A 13,087-nucleotide genomic window follows, 5' to 3' on the forward strand; every position below is an offset into this window, starting at 1 on the left:
GTCGGGCAGACACGAATGTTCCTGTGAAGGGTGTCGCGTTGAGGCAGGACGGCTGGCGGCAGGCGGCGGACGCGGACGGTCAGGTACTGGCGGGCCGGTACCGGCTGACCGGCCTGCTGGGCCGGGGCGGCATGGGAGCGGTCTGGCGGGCCCACGACGAGCAGCTCGACCGTGAGGTGGCGGTCAAGGAACTGCGCCTGCCCGAGCAGCTGGACGACGCCGCACGGCAGACCTGGATCGCCCGGCTGGACCGGGAGGCACGGGCCGCGGCCGGGCTCAGGCATCCCGGGATCGTCACCGTGCACGACCGCGTGACCGGCGATGACGGCCGCCCCTGGATCGTCATGGAGCTCGTACGGGGGCGTTCCCTGGACGACCTGCTGAAGGCCGAGGGGCGGCTGCCGCCCGTCCGGGTCGCGCAGATCGGGTTGCAGGTGCTGGACGCTCTGCGCGCGGCTCATCGGGCGGGCATCACGCACCGCGACATCAAGCCCGCCAACGTCCTGCTGGAGAACGACCGCGCCGTCCTGACCGACTTCGGCATCGCGGCCGTCGAGGGCGATGCGACCCTGACCGGAACGGGCGTGGTTCTGGGCACTCCCGCGTACATGTCGCCCGAGCAGGTCCGAGGCCAGGAGGCCACGGCCGCCGCCGACCTGTGGTCACTCGGCGCCACGCTCTACACCGCCGTGGAGGGACGCCCCCCGTTCGAGGGCGCCAGCACCGGCGCGGTCTTCATCGCCATCGCCACCGAGGACCCTGCCCCACCCGCGCACGCCGGCTCCCTCGAACCCATCCTCAGAACGCTGTTGCACCGCGACCCGTCCCAACGCCCCACCGCCGATCACCTGCACGCCCAGCTCGCCTGGCTCGTCCAGGGCCGCCAACCCGCACAGCCGCCCGTGCCGCCGACCGTCCGGCATCCACCCTTTCCGCGGCCGCCGAAACGCCCGGCCCTCTCGCGGAAGAAGAAGATCGTCGGCCTCGTCCTCATCGCGGCCACCGCCGTCCTGGCGGTCGCCCTCACGGCGACCTTGGCGGTGCCCGCGTACCAGGAGAGGCAGGAGAACCAGCGCTACGAGGCGAACATGAGCACCATCGCCGGGATGGGGACGATCCCGGGCTCATCGACCGACCTCAGCCGAGAGGATGAAGGCGAGGTGGAGGTGACATCGGTCCTGTGCGAGGACGCCTCCTCCGACCGATGCGACGTGAACGGCCAGGTCAACACCGTCATCAACTGGTTCCGGGCGCAGTCCGTCGTGCGGTCGGTGATCCTCAACGACCCCAGGGACGAGTGCGACGATTACGCCGGCTGTCGGCTCTCGGTCCTCACGCAGAGCTCGGTGGAGATCACCTACGTCAGCATCTCCGTCGAACGCGGAACGACCAGCCAATCCGACAAGGTCCTCGTCCTCGAATTCACCGTCGACTGACGCCCGGCGGCCCAGCCGCCTCGGCCTGGCAGCTCCCCGTCGGCCCCCTGGGCTCGATCGTCCTGCTCGGCGCAGGCCGGGCCCCAAACTGAGATCGTCCTCCGGCATCCTGGCCTCGACCAGCTCGGCCAACCGCGATGAACCGGCCGACCGGGCGACGCCTCCAGCACCGACCCGGCATCCCAGGCAACGTCGGCGGTCACATCATGGGCGGGATCTGGTGCTTGGGGTCGTCGAGCCATACGCGTTGGGTGTCTGGGGTGATGGTCAGGCCGAAGCGGGTCAGGGCTGGGCGGCCCCATCGGATCCATTGGAAGTAGGCGGCGCCGAGACCACGTGCCGTTCACCGACCCGCTTACACAGCAGGGCGGCGGTCCAGCCCGTGCCGATGTTCAGCACCCGCTGTCCGCGCAACGGGTGCGGCAGTTCGAGGAAGGGCAGGACGATGTTCGGTGCCGACAGTGACGAGGTGGGCTGGCGCGGCTCGTCAACGGCCTCCCACCACGCGGCGGGATCCTTGCGGGCGTCGATCCTGTAGCGCGGGTCGGTAGCCGGATTGGCCCACGCCGCCGAAGGCGCGAACAGGTGGCGAGGGACTTCACGCAGCACGGCCCGCCAGGAGTCGTCCCTCATGTAGCCCGCAAAGCAACGCCTCGGTCCCGCTGCTCAGCCCCGGCCCGGTCACGTCCAGGTAGCGCACCACCACCGGCTCCGCCGACGTGCCACGCGATCTGGACGGCTCACCGACATGGCGGGCCGCTTCTGAGCAGCCGGGACGGGCAGAGGCTTCGCCGTCGTCGGCCGAGGAGTCGCCGAAGGCGGTGGGCGCTGCGGCCAACGTCGCGGCGCGCTTGGCCTGGCTGATGACGTCGAAGAGCCGGCGCATTCAAGCATCCACCCGCCGCCCGGTGCCACCGCGGCAGCGAGCCGCCTATGGCTCCGCCCGTAGCCCACCTGACTGCCCGGCGGGTCCGCCGTTCAGGGCCTCACTCCACGAGAATGCGAGCGCGATGTTGACGCTGAGTGATGGCTCGGTGCACCCCGCGCGGAGGACGCCCCCGATGCCGGCAGTACGGCGTAACTGTCGCTTTCGCTGCTCCGTGCATTCTTACGAGGTGCCTGTCGTCGGCTCGCCACGTCCCGAGGAAGTACCGCTCAGGACCCGTTTCCGCGGACGTCAGAACAAGAAGGCGCTCAGGCGCCGAGGTGAAAGTCAGCAGGGGTTGTGGCGCGCCCGGTCGAGCGATCAGGGCGGACGCGCTGCAGGCCGCCGCCCGGTTTCGGGGCGACCGCCTGCAGTGAAGAGGCGCGTTCAGTCCTTGGTGCGGTCACTGGAGGTGATGGTTCAGTTCCCGGAGCCGACGATGGCGGTGACGCGGATCTCCACGCGCATGGCGGCGAGGCCGAGGACCGTGACGCCGGTCTCGGTCCAGATCGGCGCGCGGCCGCCGAGGCGACGGCGGAACTGCTCGGCCATGACCGCGTTGACGTCATCGCCGATGGCGTCATCTCCCGGTGCGACCTTGTGGTAGGAGTTGACGTGGATGACGTCCTTCCAGGTCGCGCCGACCGTGGCGAGCGTGCGCTCCACATTGTCGAAAGCCTGGATGATCTCGTCTTCCAGCGAGTCGGGGATGACCAGGTCGTCATCCACCCCGGCCTGGCCGGAGGTCTCGACCCGATCGCCGACGCGGACGGCCCCGCTGTAGCCGAAGGCCTCGTGCAGCTTCTCGCCGTAGCCCGGAACGATGCCGAAGGTGACGGTGCTCATGATGCTTCCTCTTCCTGTGCATAGGGGTGCGTTCCCTCGTACATGAGTTCACGCGTAAAGTGATACTAGCAAGCAATGACTTCAAGCGCAAAGTGATGGCGGGCTTCGCCGGAGGGCGGGAAGATCCATGAGCAGCACGGGAGGGCCCATGAGCGGCACGGGCGAACACGGGGTCGATGAGGAACTGCGATGGCTCGACGAGCAGGAGAAGGCGGCGTGGACGGGGCTGATCTCCCTTGTCCTGCTGCTGCCCGGCAAGCTGGAGTCGCCGCTGCGGCAGGAACACGGCCTCACCCTGTTCGAGTACCTCGTGCTCAGCCACCTCTCCGAGGCCCCGCGGCGCACGCTTCGGATGGGAGAGCTCGCCTTCCTCGCCAGCGGGTCGCTCTCCCGCCTGTCCAACGTCATCAAACGCTGTGAACAGCGCGGCTGGGTCGTACGGACACCCGACCCGGCCGACGGCCGTTACACCCTCGCCGAACTCACCGACGCCGGCTTCGACATCGTGCACCTGGCAGCGCCCACGCACCTGCGCGCCGTCCGCCGCATCGTCCTCGACTCGCTCAACACGACCGACCAGAAGGCCCTCGCCCGCATCGCACAAAAACTCCACATCGTCCCCGACGACTTCGGCTGACAGCCGGCATCCCGGCCACGTTCGAGGCGCCGAACTGCGTCCACGGGTGGTGGTAGCCGTCCGGGAGCGTTTCGGCCGTCCGCTGCCGTTCATCGAGGTAACGCAGCGCGTCGTCTTCGCAGCCGCACTCATGGCAATGGGAGCGCGCCGTACATCGCTTGCAGTTCGACCGGGCCGTCCTCCAGCCGCGGGCGCAGCAGCCCGGCCGCCTCGGTGACGAGCTCGATCGCGCCGTCCAGGTCGCCCATCGAGCGCTGGACGATCGCCAGCGTCCACGCGGCCCAGGCCAGCGAGACGGGCCGGTCGGCGTCGTGCGTGGCACCGACGCTGCGGTCCGCGACCACCCTGGGCGAGGGCGTACACGTCCGACAGGATCGCGTTCGTGGTGCGGCGTCGTTCGCCTTCGGCGGCCCAGGCGGCGCCCCTGGCGTCCCGGCTCAGCCCGGGGAGGATGCCGCCGGGCTGTGCCACAGGCGCCAGGCGTGCGTTGCGCGCTTGGCCAGCGCGCCAGGTCGACGGGTTCGGGTGGGGCCGGGACGGTCAGCATCGCTTCACGGACGGCGTCGCGGATCGCCGGTAAGGCTTCGTGCGGGATGCGGGCGAAGGGCGCCATGGGGAGGGACGCGGTGTCCCCGAGGCTCATGTCGGTACCGGCCAGCAGCGCCACGTCTCCGACGCCGAGCGTTCGCCGCCTACCTCGCTGGGGAGATGGTGGCTACCGTTCGGCTTTTCCAGAGGACGTGCGTTGGTGGCAGGCTCAGGCCGCTTCTGGACGAGGTGACCGCTGTGACGGGCGCGCACCTTCGCTCTCTGCGTCCCTCTGCATGACGAGTCGCTCACGCAGCGGGCTCAGCAGCGTGCCACGCTCCTGGCCGATCCGGCTAGCTGGGGAGGCTCACGGCCTTCGATGCCCTGATGCTTCCCGTGTGCTTCTACTGACCTACGATCGCACGGGTGCATGTTCTCAATGCCGTTCAGGTTGCTCCGTCGGCGCCGTTGGCGGACGGAGAGGCAGGGCTCGCGTCCACGGTGAGTGCGGAGGGCGTGGTCGGGGTGCTCGCCACCCGCGAGCCCGGACTGGCCCGGGGCTTCGTCCACGGGCCGCACGGTGGCTCGATGCCGTTCTACCGGCCTTCCTGTACGGCGGTGCTCTACACCTACCGTGCGCATGAGTGGCATCGGCTGGAGCTGTCCCATCTGCCTGTGTCATACCCGGTGATCGCCCTGCTGCCGGACGGCGAGTTGCTGGTCGCGTGTCCGCGCATCCCGTGGGTCGACGGCCGGCCGGATCCCCGGAACGCCCATGTGTTCGGCCCGGACGGAGCACACCGGCGCTCCTTCGCGCTGGGCGACGACATCGAGCGGGTCTTCTCGGACGACTCCGGAACGATCTGGACCACGCACAACGAGGAAGGCTGGGGCGAGTCGTACGGTCTGGTGCGCCGGGACGTCCGGGGCGCATGGCTCTGGGACTCGGGGATCGCCTGCCAGGACGATGCCGTCAACTCCCACGCGGGCGTGACCTGGGTGTACCGGAGGCCCTCACTGGTCCGGTTGCAGGATGGCCTCGAGGCGGAATACGACAGTCCGGTGGACGGGGTTCACGCGCTCGCGTTCGAGGGGGACCGCCTGTTGCTCGCGGGGCCCGGCGAGCGGCTCTCGTGGTGCGGCTTGGTCGACGGTGAGGTCCGGTGGCTGGACGCCGCGGAGATCGCCGGACCGTTCGAGGACTGGCAGGTTCTCGACTGCCACGGTCCTCACCTGTATCTCCACGATCTCGGCGACGGCTATCACCGCGTGGCGATCACCTAGAGGGTCTGCCGCCGCGCGGCCGGGCGGCGCTGCCCGGCGCGCGTTCGGCGTCCCGGTCAGTCCTTGCGGTCGAAGAAGGTGGTGCGGGCGGCGGCGCCGGCGAGGGGGGTTTCGCGGGGGCCGGTCTGGTGGGGGGCGCCGGCCACGTGGCGGCCGGGGGCGGGCGGCTGCGGGGCGGCGGGGCCGGGACGGGGCGCGGGCGCCGGGGCGGGCTCGCCGCGGCGGACCTGGGCGAGTTCGCGCTGGAGGCGGCGCTTCTCCATTTCGAGGGTGGTCAGCGACTCCTCGTGCTCCTCGCGGAGGTAGCGGAGGTCGCGGCGGGTGCGCATGCGGCGTCCGAAGCCGACGATGGCGATCATCATGCCGAGCATGAAGACGACGGCCACGGCGGCTCCGGTGAGGAAGACCTGCCAGTGGGTGCTGACGCCGGGGACGGCGTAGCCGAAGATCGTGAGGGACGCCGAGCCGTCGTTGGCCATGACGATGCCGGCACCTGCTGTGACGGCCGCGGCGGCCAGGATCAGTCCGAGGAAGACCATGGGTCGTTCTCCTCTCCAGTTACTCTCCGGAGGCGGGCGGGGTTCACCCACCATGCCAGACTTGATCGTAATTTGCCTTAATTGCGGCATTTATCCTGGTCAGATGCTGTTCACCGCGAGCGACCGCCGGGATTCTCCCGGTATTCGCTGGGTAGTGGTTCGGTGCGGAAGATCCGAGCATCGAGCCGGGAGTGGTCCATGGACGCGCGGGACGCGCACGCGGTCGTCTTCGATCTGGACGGGGTCCTGATCGACTCCGAGCCCGTCTGGGAGGAGGTCCGCCGCGGCTACGTCGACGAGCAGGGCGGGGACTGGCGGCGCGACACCCAGGAGCGGCTCATGGGGATGAGCACCGAGGAGTGGGCCGCCTACCTGGCCGACGATCTGCTGGACGGCCGCCAGTCCCGCGACGAGGTCGCCTACGAGGTGATCGACCGGATGCGCCGCCGCTACTCCGTCCACCTGCCGCTGCTGCCGGGCGCCCTGGAGGCGGTGCGGCGGCTCGCCGAGTCGTTCACGCTCGGGCTGAACAGCTCATCCCCGCGGGCGCTCATCGAGCTGGTGCTCGCGGAGATGCGGATGGACGCCCTGTTCCGCGCCACCGTCTCCACCGAGGAGGTCGACCAGGGCAAACCGGCCCCCGACGGATACCTCACCGTCGCGGCGCGGATGGAGGTGGCGCCCGGGAGGTGCGTGGCGATCGAGGACTCCAGCAACGGTTTGCGGTCCGCGCACGCCGCCGGGATGAGGGTGATCGCGGTGCCGCGGCCGAACTACCCGCCCGCGCCCGACGCGCTCGCCCTGGCCGCGTACACGGCGGAGAGCCTGGACGGCGTCACCGCGGAGACCATCGCCCAGGTCGGCAAGGCCCCGGCTCCCTGAGAACGGCGGTCGAACGTCCGGGGAGGCCAATAGTATGAATCGGTGGTTTCCCCGGAGAGCGAGTTCCCGCCCGAGCCCGACTTCTACGAGCCCGAGTTCTACGACCGGGAGTACGAGCCCGCCGAGTTCGAACCCGAGGCCGCGCCGCCCGCGGCGCACGCGGCCGCCGAGGGCGAGGACGCGCTGGGCACGCTGCGGCGGGTGTTCGGGTACGAGGCGTTCCGGGACGGCCAGCAGGAGATCATCGACCATGTGATCGGCGGCGGCGACGCCCTGGTGCTGATGCCGACCGGTGGCGGCAAGTCGCTGTGCTACCAGATCCCCTCCCTGGTCAGGAAGGGCGTGGGCGTCGTCATCTCGCCGCTGATCGCGCTCATGCAGGACCAGGTGGACGCGCTGCGGGCGCTGGGCGTGCGGGCCGGGTTCCTCAACTCCACCCAGGACCTGGACGAGCGCCGCGTCGTCGAGGCGCAGTTCCTGGCGGGCGAGCTCGACCTGCTCTACCTGGCGCCCGAGCGGCTGCGCGTCCAGGCGACGGTGAACCTGCTCGACCGCGGCACGGTGGCGCTGTTCGCGATCGACGAGGCGCACTGCGTGGCGCAGTGGGGGCACGACTTCCGTCCCGACTACCTGATGCTGTCGGGCCTGCACGAGCGCTGGCCGGACGTGCCGCGGATCGCGCTGACCGCGACCGCGACCCCGGCGACCAAGGACGAGATCGCGACGCGGCTCGATCTGAAGGACGCCCACCATTTCACGGCGAGCTTCGACCGTCCCAACATCCGGTACCGGATCGAGCCGAAGTCCGACGCCAAGCGGCAGCTGCTGCGGCTGCTGACGGCCGAGCACGCGGGCGAGGCGGGCATCGTCTACTGCCTGTCGCGCAACTCCGTGGAGAAGACCGCTGAGTTCCTGACCGCGAACGGGATCGCGGCGGTGCCCTACCACGCGGGCCTGGACGCGGGCACGCGCGCCGCGAACCAGTCGCGGTTCCTGCGCGAGGACGGCCTGGTCGTGGTGGCGACGATCGCGTTCGGGATGGGCATCGACAAGCCGGACGTGCGGTTCGTGGCGCATCTCGACCTGCCCAAGTCGGTCGAGGGCTACTACCAGGAGACGGGCCGGGCGGGGCGGGACGGGCAGCCGTCCACGGCGTGGCTGGCCTACGGGCTGCAGGACGTCGTCAACCTCCGCAAGATGATCGAATCGTCGGAGGGCGACGAGGCGCACCGGCGCAGGCTGAGCCTGCACCTGGACGCGATGCTGGCGCTGTGCGAGACGCCCGCCTGCCGCCGGGTGCGGCTGCTGGACTACTTCGGCCAGGAGTCGGGGCCGTGCGGCAACTGCGACACCTGCCTGTCGCCGCCGGAGTCGTGGGACGGGACGGTGCCCGCGCAGAAGGTGCTGTCGACGGTGGTGCGGCTCAAGCGCGAGCGGCGGCAGAAGTTCGGCGCCGGGCATGTGATCGACATCCTGCGCGGGAAGAAGAACGCCAAGATCATCCAGTTCGACCATGACGCGCTGAGCACCTTCGGGATCGGCGCCGACCTGGGCGAGGCGGAGTGGCGCGGCGTCGTCCGGCAGATGCTCGCGCAGGGGCTGATGGCCGTGGAGAGCAACTACGGCGCGCTGGTCGAGACCGACGCCAGCGCGGCGGTGCTGCGCGGCGAGCGCACGGTGCCGATGCGGCGCGAGCCCGAGCGGGCGAAGGCCGCGGCCGGGAAGACCGGCGGCTCGGGCAAGGCGGGTGGCCGGGAGCGCAAGGCGCCGGTCGACCTGCCCGCGGAGGCCGTGCCGGTGTTCGAGCGGCTGCGGGCCTGGCGGGGCGCGACGGCCAAGGAGCAGGGCGTCCCCGCGTACGTGATCTTCCACGATGCGACGCTGCGGGAGATCGCCACCGCGCGGCCGGGGTCGCTGGCGGAGCTGAGCACGGTGAACGGGGTCGGTGAGAACAAGCTCGCCAAGTACGGGGAGCAGATCCTGGAGACCCTCGCCGCCACCGATTGATATTTCTTTCGACTTTCTACCTATCCCCAGGTCACTTATTCAGGTTCCCGGCAAAGCCCGGGAACGCAGGTCAGAGGCAAATGCACAATGTACGTTCGCGTGTTTTCCAACCTTTCCCGCAAACAGGCCGCGGAGGCATCCGGGATGGCGTGGACGCATGTGCGGCCCGGCGAGTTCATCGGGAACTACAAGAAACCCCCGCCGTCAGGCGAGGAAGGAATCAGACTTACGCGGAGCAAGGACAAGAATCGGAGATCTGCCGCCACGGCGGATCTCCGAAACCCCGGGCGCGGGCCTGCGGGCTGGTGCTAGCGTCTGTGATGCCTGGCCGGTGGGGACAAGCTGGCCGGGCCATGCTGGTCGAGCGGCTGGAGCACAAGGCGCCCGGCCGTGTGTACAAGATCGATCCCGCCTACACCTCGGAGTGTTGCTCGGCGTGCGGGACCACGGACCGGGGGCGCGTGAGAGCCAAGCGTGTTTCCGGTGCCGGTCCTGCGGCTACGTCGGCAATGCCGATGTGAATGCGGTTCGCAACATCGCGCGCGAGCCCAGGCTCGTGTGCACGGCGGCCGGACCGGCCGTTGCTGCGCGGGGACGCCCCGGGATACCAGGGCGGACGAACCGCGAACCTCAACCTGTCCTCCTCTGCGGCGGGTTGGAATCCCCCTCGCCGACGAGGGGGAGGAGGTCAAGCTGAACAAGCTGTGGCTGTGGGGCCCGTCCATCCGCGCGGAACGCCTCGTCCGTGAGCCGAACCCGGACGTGCCCTGGTGCCCGATACACAAAAGCGACATCACGGTCGCCGCCGCCGCTCGGCGGCGGCGGCCGGCACGCGGGCGCCGCGTACGACCTGAACGGCCCGGAGTTCACCTCCTACCGCGACCAGGTCCGCGTCCTCGCCGAGGCGATCGGGGAGGAGATCCGCTTCGAGCGCGTCACCCCGGAGGAGGCGCGGGAGCTCTACCGGCGGCAGGGCGGGTTCGCGGCCGACAACGCCGACTTCCTCCTCGGCTTCACCGACTACTCCGGGAACGACGCCGACCCGGCCGACGCCGCCGACTTCGACCTGGCCTCGTACGGGCCGTTCCCCACGTCGGAGGCGGTCACGGGGCGTCCCGCCCGCACCTTCGCCGAGTGGGCGGGCGAGCACGCCGCCGACTTCCGCTGAGAAAGGGGGCAGCCGATTCCCAGCTTCCTCCCAGCTTTCTCCATGGTCTTCTACCAGGCGCCCGCGATGGAGTAGGGGCATGCGAGAGAAGATGAACAGGAAGTCGTTGGCGGCCGGCCTGGGCGCGGCGAGCCTGCTCGGCCTCGGGCTGTACCTCGCCGTCCCGGCCGCGTCCGCCGACCCGGCCCCGTCCCCGAGCACGACCGCGTCCCCGCAGCCGAAGGCCAAGGACGGGCGGCCCGGCGCGCAGCAGCGGCCGTGGAAGCACCGGGCCCGCTTCGCCGCGCGCGGCGTGCACGGCGAGGCGACCGTGCGCGGCAAGGACGAGAAGTTCCACGTCCGCACCTGGCAGCGCGGCGAGATCACCGGACGGTCCGGTGCGACCCTGACCGTGCGCAGCGCCGACGGCGTCACCTGGACCTGGAACACCGACGGCAAGACCCGCGTCCGCAAGGACGGCGCCAAGTCCGCCCCGACCGCCCTCGCCGCCGGCGACCGCGTCATCGTCATGGGTCAGCGCGAGGGCACGACCCGCACCATCGGCCTCGTCGTGGTGCCCAAGAAGAAGTAGAACCGCAGTAGCGTCGTCCGAAAGCAGGCGACGACATGCGGGAGCCGATGAACGAGAGCCGGCGGGTGCTCGTCGTGGAGGACGAGGCCAACATCCGCGACCTGATCCAGACCGCCCTGCGCTTCCACGGTTTCGAGACGTGCACGGCCCGTACCGGGGGCGAGGCGCTGCGGGAGGCCCGCGGCCGGCGGCCCGATCTGGTCCTGCTCGATGTCATGCTGCCCGACATCGACGGGTTCGAGGTCTGCCGGCGGCTGCGGGCCGGCGGCGACCAGGTGCCGGTGATCTTCCTGACCGCGCGGGACGCCCCGTCCGACACCGTCACCGGGCTCACCCTCGGCGGCGATGACTATGTCACCAAGCCGTTCTCCATCGACGCGCTGGTGGCCAGGGTCCGCGCGGTGCTGCGCCGCGCGGCCGTCCACGCCCCGCCGTCCGACGAGGAGGCGGGGCCGCTGCGCGTCGCGGACCTGGAGCTGGACGAGTCCCGCTGGACGGTCCGCCGCGCCGGCGTCGACATCGAGCTGTCCCCGACCGAGTTCAAGCTGCTCGCCTACCTCATGCGGAACGCCGGGCGGGTCCTCACCCGCGCGCAGCTGCTGGAGAACGTCTGGGGCTGGGACCACCACGGCAACGCCCAGGTCCTGGAGACCTACATCAGCTACCTGCGGCGCAAGCTCGACCCGCTCGGCCCGCCGCTGATCCACACCCGCCGCGGCGTCGGCTACTCGCTGCGGTCCGCCCCATGAGCCTGTCGGCGCTCAACACCCGGCTGCTGGCCGGGCTGGTCGCCGTCACCCTCGCCGGGCTGCTGGTCATGGGGCTGGTCAGCGCGGTCGTCCTGCGCGGCTACCTGATGAACCGGGTGGACGACCAGCTGCGCGGCGCCCGCGACCGCGCCGTCGCCCGGCTCGTCCGGCCCGGCCTGCCGAGCGAGGGCGTCGCGCCCGCGCGGTTCGTCGTCCTGTCGGTGACCGCGCAGGGACGGATCAGGGTGATCAGCGGCGACCAGCCCGATCCCGCCGAGGCGATCGAGCAGATCCGGCGGCTGGGCCCCTCCGGGCTGGCCGGGCACGCCGGCACGCTCGAACCGTTCTCCCTCGCCGGGCTCCGCGCCGTCGCCCGCCCCGCCCGCGCCGGCGGAACGGTCGTGGTCGCGACGCCGCTGGACGAGATCCGCCTGGCCGTCCGCAACCTCGTCCTGGCCGAGGTCGCCACGGCGGCGCTGCTGCTGGCGGCGCTGCTGCTGCTCGGCCGGTGGCTGATCGGCCGGGGCCTGCTGCCGCTGGACCGGATGGCCGCCACCGCGCAGGCCATCGCGATGGGCGGCGACCTGCGCGCCCGGATGCCCGATCCCGGCCCGCGCTCGGAGACCTCCCGGCTGGCCGCCGCGATCAACGTGATGCTGGACCGGATCGAGCAGGCGTTCTGGGCGCGCAGCCGCTCCGAGGCCCGGGTCCGGGAGTTCGCCGCCGACGCGTCCCACGAACTGCGCACCCCGCTCACCACCATCCAGGGGTACGCCGAGCTGTACCGGCACGGCGCCCTCGGCCCCGACGAGCTCCCCGAGGCGATGCGGCGCATCGAGGACGAGGCCCGCCGCATGAGCCGCCTGGTCGGCGACCTGCTCGAACTCGCCCGGCTCGACCGCGAGGCGCCCCTCGAACCGGCCCCCACCGACCTGGTCGCCGTGGCCCGCGACGCCGTGGCCGACGCGTCCGCCGCCGCCCCGGACCGGTCCTTCGCCCTGGACGCCCCGGACACCCTCACCGCCACCGTGGACGAGCCCCGGATCCGTCAGATCCTGGCCAACCTCCTGGCGAACGTCCGCGTCCACACCCCCGAGCACACCCCCGCGACCGTCCGCCTGACCCGGACGCCCCACGCGATCACCCTGGAGGTGGCGGACGAGGGCCCCGGCATGTCCCCCGAGGACGCCGCCCGCGCCTTTGAACGCTTCCACCGTTCAGAGCACGAGGGCGACGGCGCGGGCCTCGGCCTCCCCATCGTCGCCGCCATAGCCGCCGCCCACGGCGGCCACGCCGAACTCCTCTCCGCCCCCGGCACCGGCACCACCGTCCGCATCACCCTCCCGGCGGTCACGCCGGCGACATAGTCCCGACAAGGCTGTTGGTCACCAGGGCGATGCCGAGGATGCAGCCGAACAAGCCTCCCGCCCATGCGAGGGCCTCCGCCTGCTTGGCGCTGGCTCCCGCCTTCTCCAGGTGGCCTTGAAGGGTCTTGTGTGAAGGCGTGAAAGAACC

14 protein-coding genes are annotated in these 13,087 nt (G+C 71.2%); 9 read left to right on the forward strand and 5 right to left on the reverse strand.

Translation table 11 applies throughout. The features are described from left to right. The first annotated feature begins 38 nt into the window (after nucleotides 1-38). A complete protein-coding gene (locus ACZ466_RS20420; RefSeq protein ID WP_378283017.1) occupies nucleotides 39-1,436 on the forward strand; it encodes a serine/threonine-protein kinase in 1,398 nt (465 codons plus the stop codon). Nucleotides 1,437-1,718: 282 nt separating this feature from the next. Here the strand turns inward: ACZ466_RS20420 and ACZ466_RS20425 are convergent, their stop codons facing one another. The 3 genes from ACZ466_RS20425 to ACZ466_RS20435 form a co-directional block, all read right to left on the reverse strand. Further along, complete coding sequence (locus ACZ466_RS20425) at nucleotides 1,719-2,045, reverse strand: methyltransferase domain-containing protein (RefSeq protein ID WP_378283018.1); 327 nt, start codon at nucleotides 2,043-2,045, stop codon at nucleotides 1,719-1,721. Beyond that, nucleotides 2,035-2,322, reverse strand: a complete 288-nt coding sequence (locus ACZ466_RS20430; RefSeq protein ID WP_378283019.1) for a hypothetical protein — start codon at nucleotides 2,320-2,322, stop codon at nucleotides 2,035-2,037. The genes ACZ466_RS20425 and ACZ466_RS20430 overlap by 11 nt, the downstream gene beginning before the upstream one ends. A 459-nt stretch (nucleotides 2,323-2,781) precedes the next feature. Continuing rightward, the gene (locus ACZ466_RS20435) at nucleotides 2,782-3,207 is read right to left on the reverse strand and encodes a Rid family hydrolase (protein WP_378283020.1); all 426 of its coding nucleotides are present in this window, start codon (nucleotides 3,205-3,207) and stop codon (nucleotides 2,782-2,784) included. Between the two features lie 148 nt (nucleotides 3,208-3,355). Between ACZ466_RS20435 and ACZ466_RS20440 the strand changes: the two genes are divergently transcribed. Next, nucleotides 3,356-3,844: a MarR family winged helix-turn-helix transcriptional regulator gene (locus ACZ466_RS20440; protein WP_378283021.1), complete on the forward strand. Its 489-nt coding sequence runs from the start codon at nucleotides 3,356-3,358 to the stop codon at nucleotides 3,842-3,844. A 128-nt stretch (nucleotides 3,845-3,972) separates the two neighbouring features. Here ACZ466_RS20440 and ACZ466_RS20445 read toward each other — a convergent pair whose 3' ends face one another. Beyond that, nucleotides 3,973-4,188, reverse strand: a complete 216-nt coding sequence (locus ACZ466_RS20445; RefSeq protein ID WP_378283022.1) for a hypothetical protein — start codon at nucleotides 4,186-4,188, stop codon at nucleotides 3,973-3,975. Nucleotides 4,189-4,798: 610 nt separating this feature from the next. On the opposite strand from ACZ466_RS20445, the gene ACZ466_RS20450 reads away from it, so the two are divergent. Then, the gene (locus ACZ466_RS20450; RefSeq protein ID WP_378283023.1) at nucleotides 4,799-5,656 is read left to right on the forward strand and encodes a hypothetical protein; all 858 of its coding nucleotides are present in this window, start codon (nucleotides 4,799-4,801) and stop codon (nucleotides 5,654-5,656) included. A gap of 56 nt (nucleotides 5,657-5,712) precedes the next feature. On the opposite strand, the gene ACZ466_RS20455 is transcribed toward ACZ466_RS20450, so the two are convergent. Beyond that, complete coding sequence (locus ACZ466_RS20455; protein WP_464043901.1) at nucleotides 5,713-6,195, reverse strand: hypothetical protein; 483 nt, start codon at nucleotides 6,193-6,195, stop codon at nucleotides 5,713-5,715. 198 nt (nucleotides 6,196-6,393) lie between these two features. Here ACZ466_RS20455 and ACZ466_RS20460 point away from each other — a divergent pair, with 198 nt between their 5' ends. From ACZ466_RS20460 to ACZ466_RS20485, 6 genes are all read left to right on the forward strand, one after another. Further along, nucleotides 6,394-7,077, forward strand: a complete 684-nt coding sequence (locus tag ACZ466_RS20460) for an HAD family hydrolase (protein WP_378286561.1) — start codon at nucleotides 6,394-6,396, stop codon at nucleotides 7,075-7,077. A gap of 42 nt (nucleotides 7,078-7,119) precedes the next feature. Then, nucleotides 7,120-9,084: a DNA helicase RecQ gene (gene recQ, locus ACZ466_RS20465; protein WP_378286560.1), complete on the forward strand. Its 1,965-nt coding sequence runs from the start codon at nucleotides 7,120-7,122 to the stop codon at nucleotides 9,082-9,084. A gap of 745 nt (nucleotides 9,085-9,829) precedes the next feature. Next, nucleotides 9,830-10,252 carry a hypothetical protein gene (locus ACZ466_RS20470; protein WP_464043902.1) on the forward strand — a complete coding sequence of 141 codons (423 nt, stop codon included), beginning with the start codon at nucleotides 9,830-9,832 and terminating at the stop codon, nucleotides 10,250-10,252. Between the two features lie 79 nt (nucleotides 10,253-10,331). Next, nucleotides 10,332-10,823: a hypothetical protein gene (locus ACZ466_RS20475; RefSeq protein ID WP_378286558.1), complete on the forward strand. Its 492-nt coding sequence runs from the start codon at nucleotides 10,332-10,334 to the stop codon at nucleotides 10,821-10,823. A gap of 47 nt (nucleotides 10,824-10,870) precedes the next feature. Further along, entirely contained in the window at nucleotides 10,871-11,572 is a 702-nt protein-coding gene (locus tag ACZ466_RS20480) for a response regulator transcription factor (protein WP_464043903.1), read from the forward strand. Continuing rightward, complete coding sequence (locus ACZ466_RS20485; RefSeq protein ID WP_378286556.1) at nucleotides 11,569-12,939, forward strand: sensor histidine kinase; 1,371 nt, start codon at nucleotides 11,569-11,571, stop codon at nucleotides 12,937-12,939. The genes ACZ466_RS20480 and ACZ466_RS20485 overlap by 4 nt, the downstream gene beginning before the upstream one ends. Nucleotides 12,940-13,087 lie beyond the last annotated feature (148 nt).

The sequence above is a fragment of the Actinomadura rugatobispora genome (assembly GCF_055379765.1).

Excerpts from the sequence above, each read along its gene's own strand:
- ACZ466_RS20430 (WP_378283019.1), bottom strand. The coding sequence starts at position 2,322 with ATGCGCCGGCTCTTCGACGTCATCAGCCAGGCCAAGCGCGCCGCGACG.
- ACZ466_RS20435 (WP_378283020.1), bottom strand. The coding sequence starts at position 3,207 with ATGAGCACCGTCACCTTCGGCATCGTTCCGGGCTACGGCGAGAAGCTG.
- ACZ466_RS20440 (WP_378283021.1), top strand. The coding sequence starts at position 3,356 with ATGAGCGGCACGGGCGAACACGGGGTCGATGAGGAACTGCGATGGCTC.
- ACZ466_RS20455 (WP_464043901.1), bottom strand. The coding sequence starts at position 6,195 with ATGGTCTTCCTCGGACTGATCCTGGCCGCCGCGGCCGTCACAGCAGGT.
- ACZ466_RS20460 (WP_378286561.1), top strand. The coding sequence starts at position 6,394 with ATGGACGCGCGGGACGCGCACGCGGTCGTCTTCGATCTGGACGGGGTC.
- ACZ466_RS20475 (WP_378286558.1), top strand. The coding sequence starts at position 10,332 with ATGCGAGAGAAGATGAACAGGAAGTCGTTGGCGGCCGGCCTGGGCGCG.
- ACZ466_RS20480 (WP_464043903.1), top strand. The coding sequence starts at position 10,871 with ATGAACGAGAGCCGGCGGGTGCTCGTCGTGGAGGACGAGGCCAACATC.
- ACZ466_RS20485 (WP_378286556.1), top strand. The coding sequence starts at position 11,569 with ATGAGCCTGTCGGCGCTCAACACCCGGCTGCTGGCCGGGCTGGTCGCC.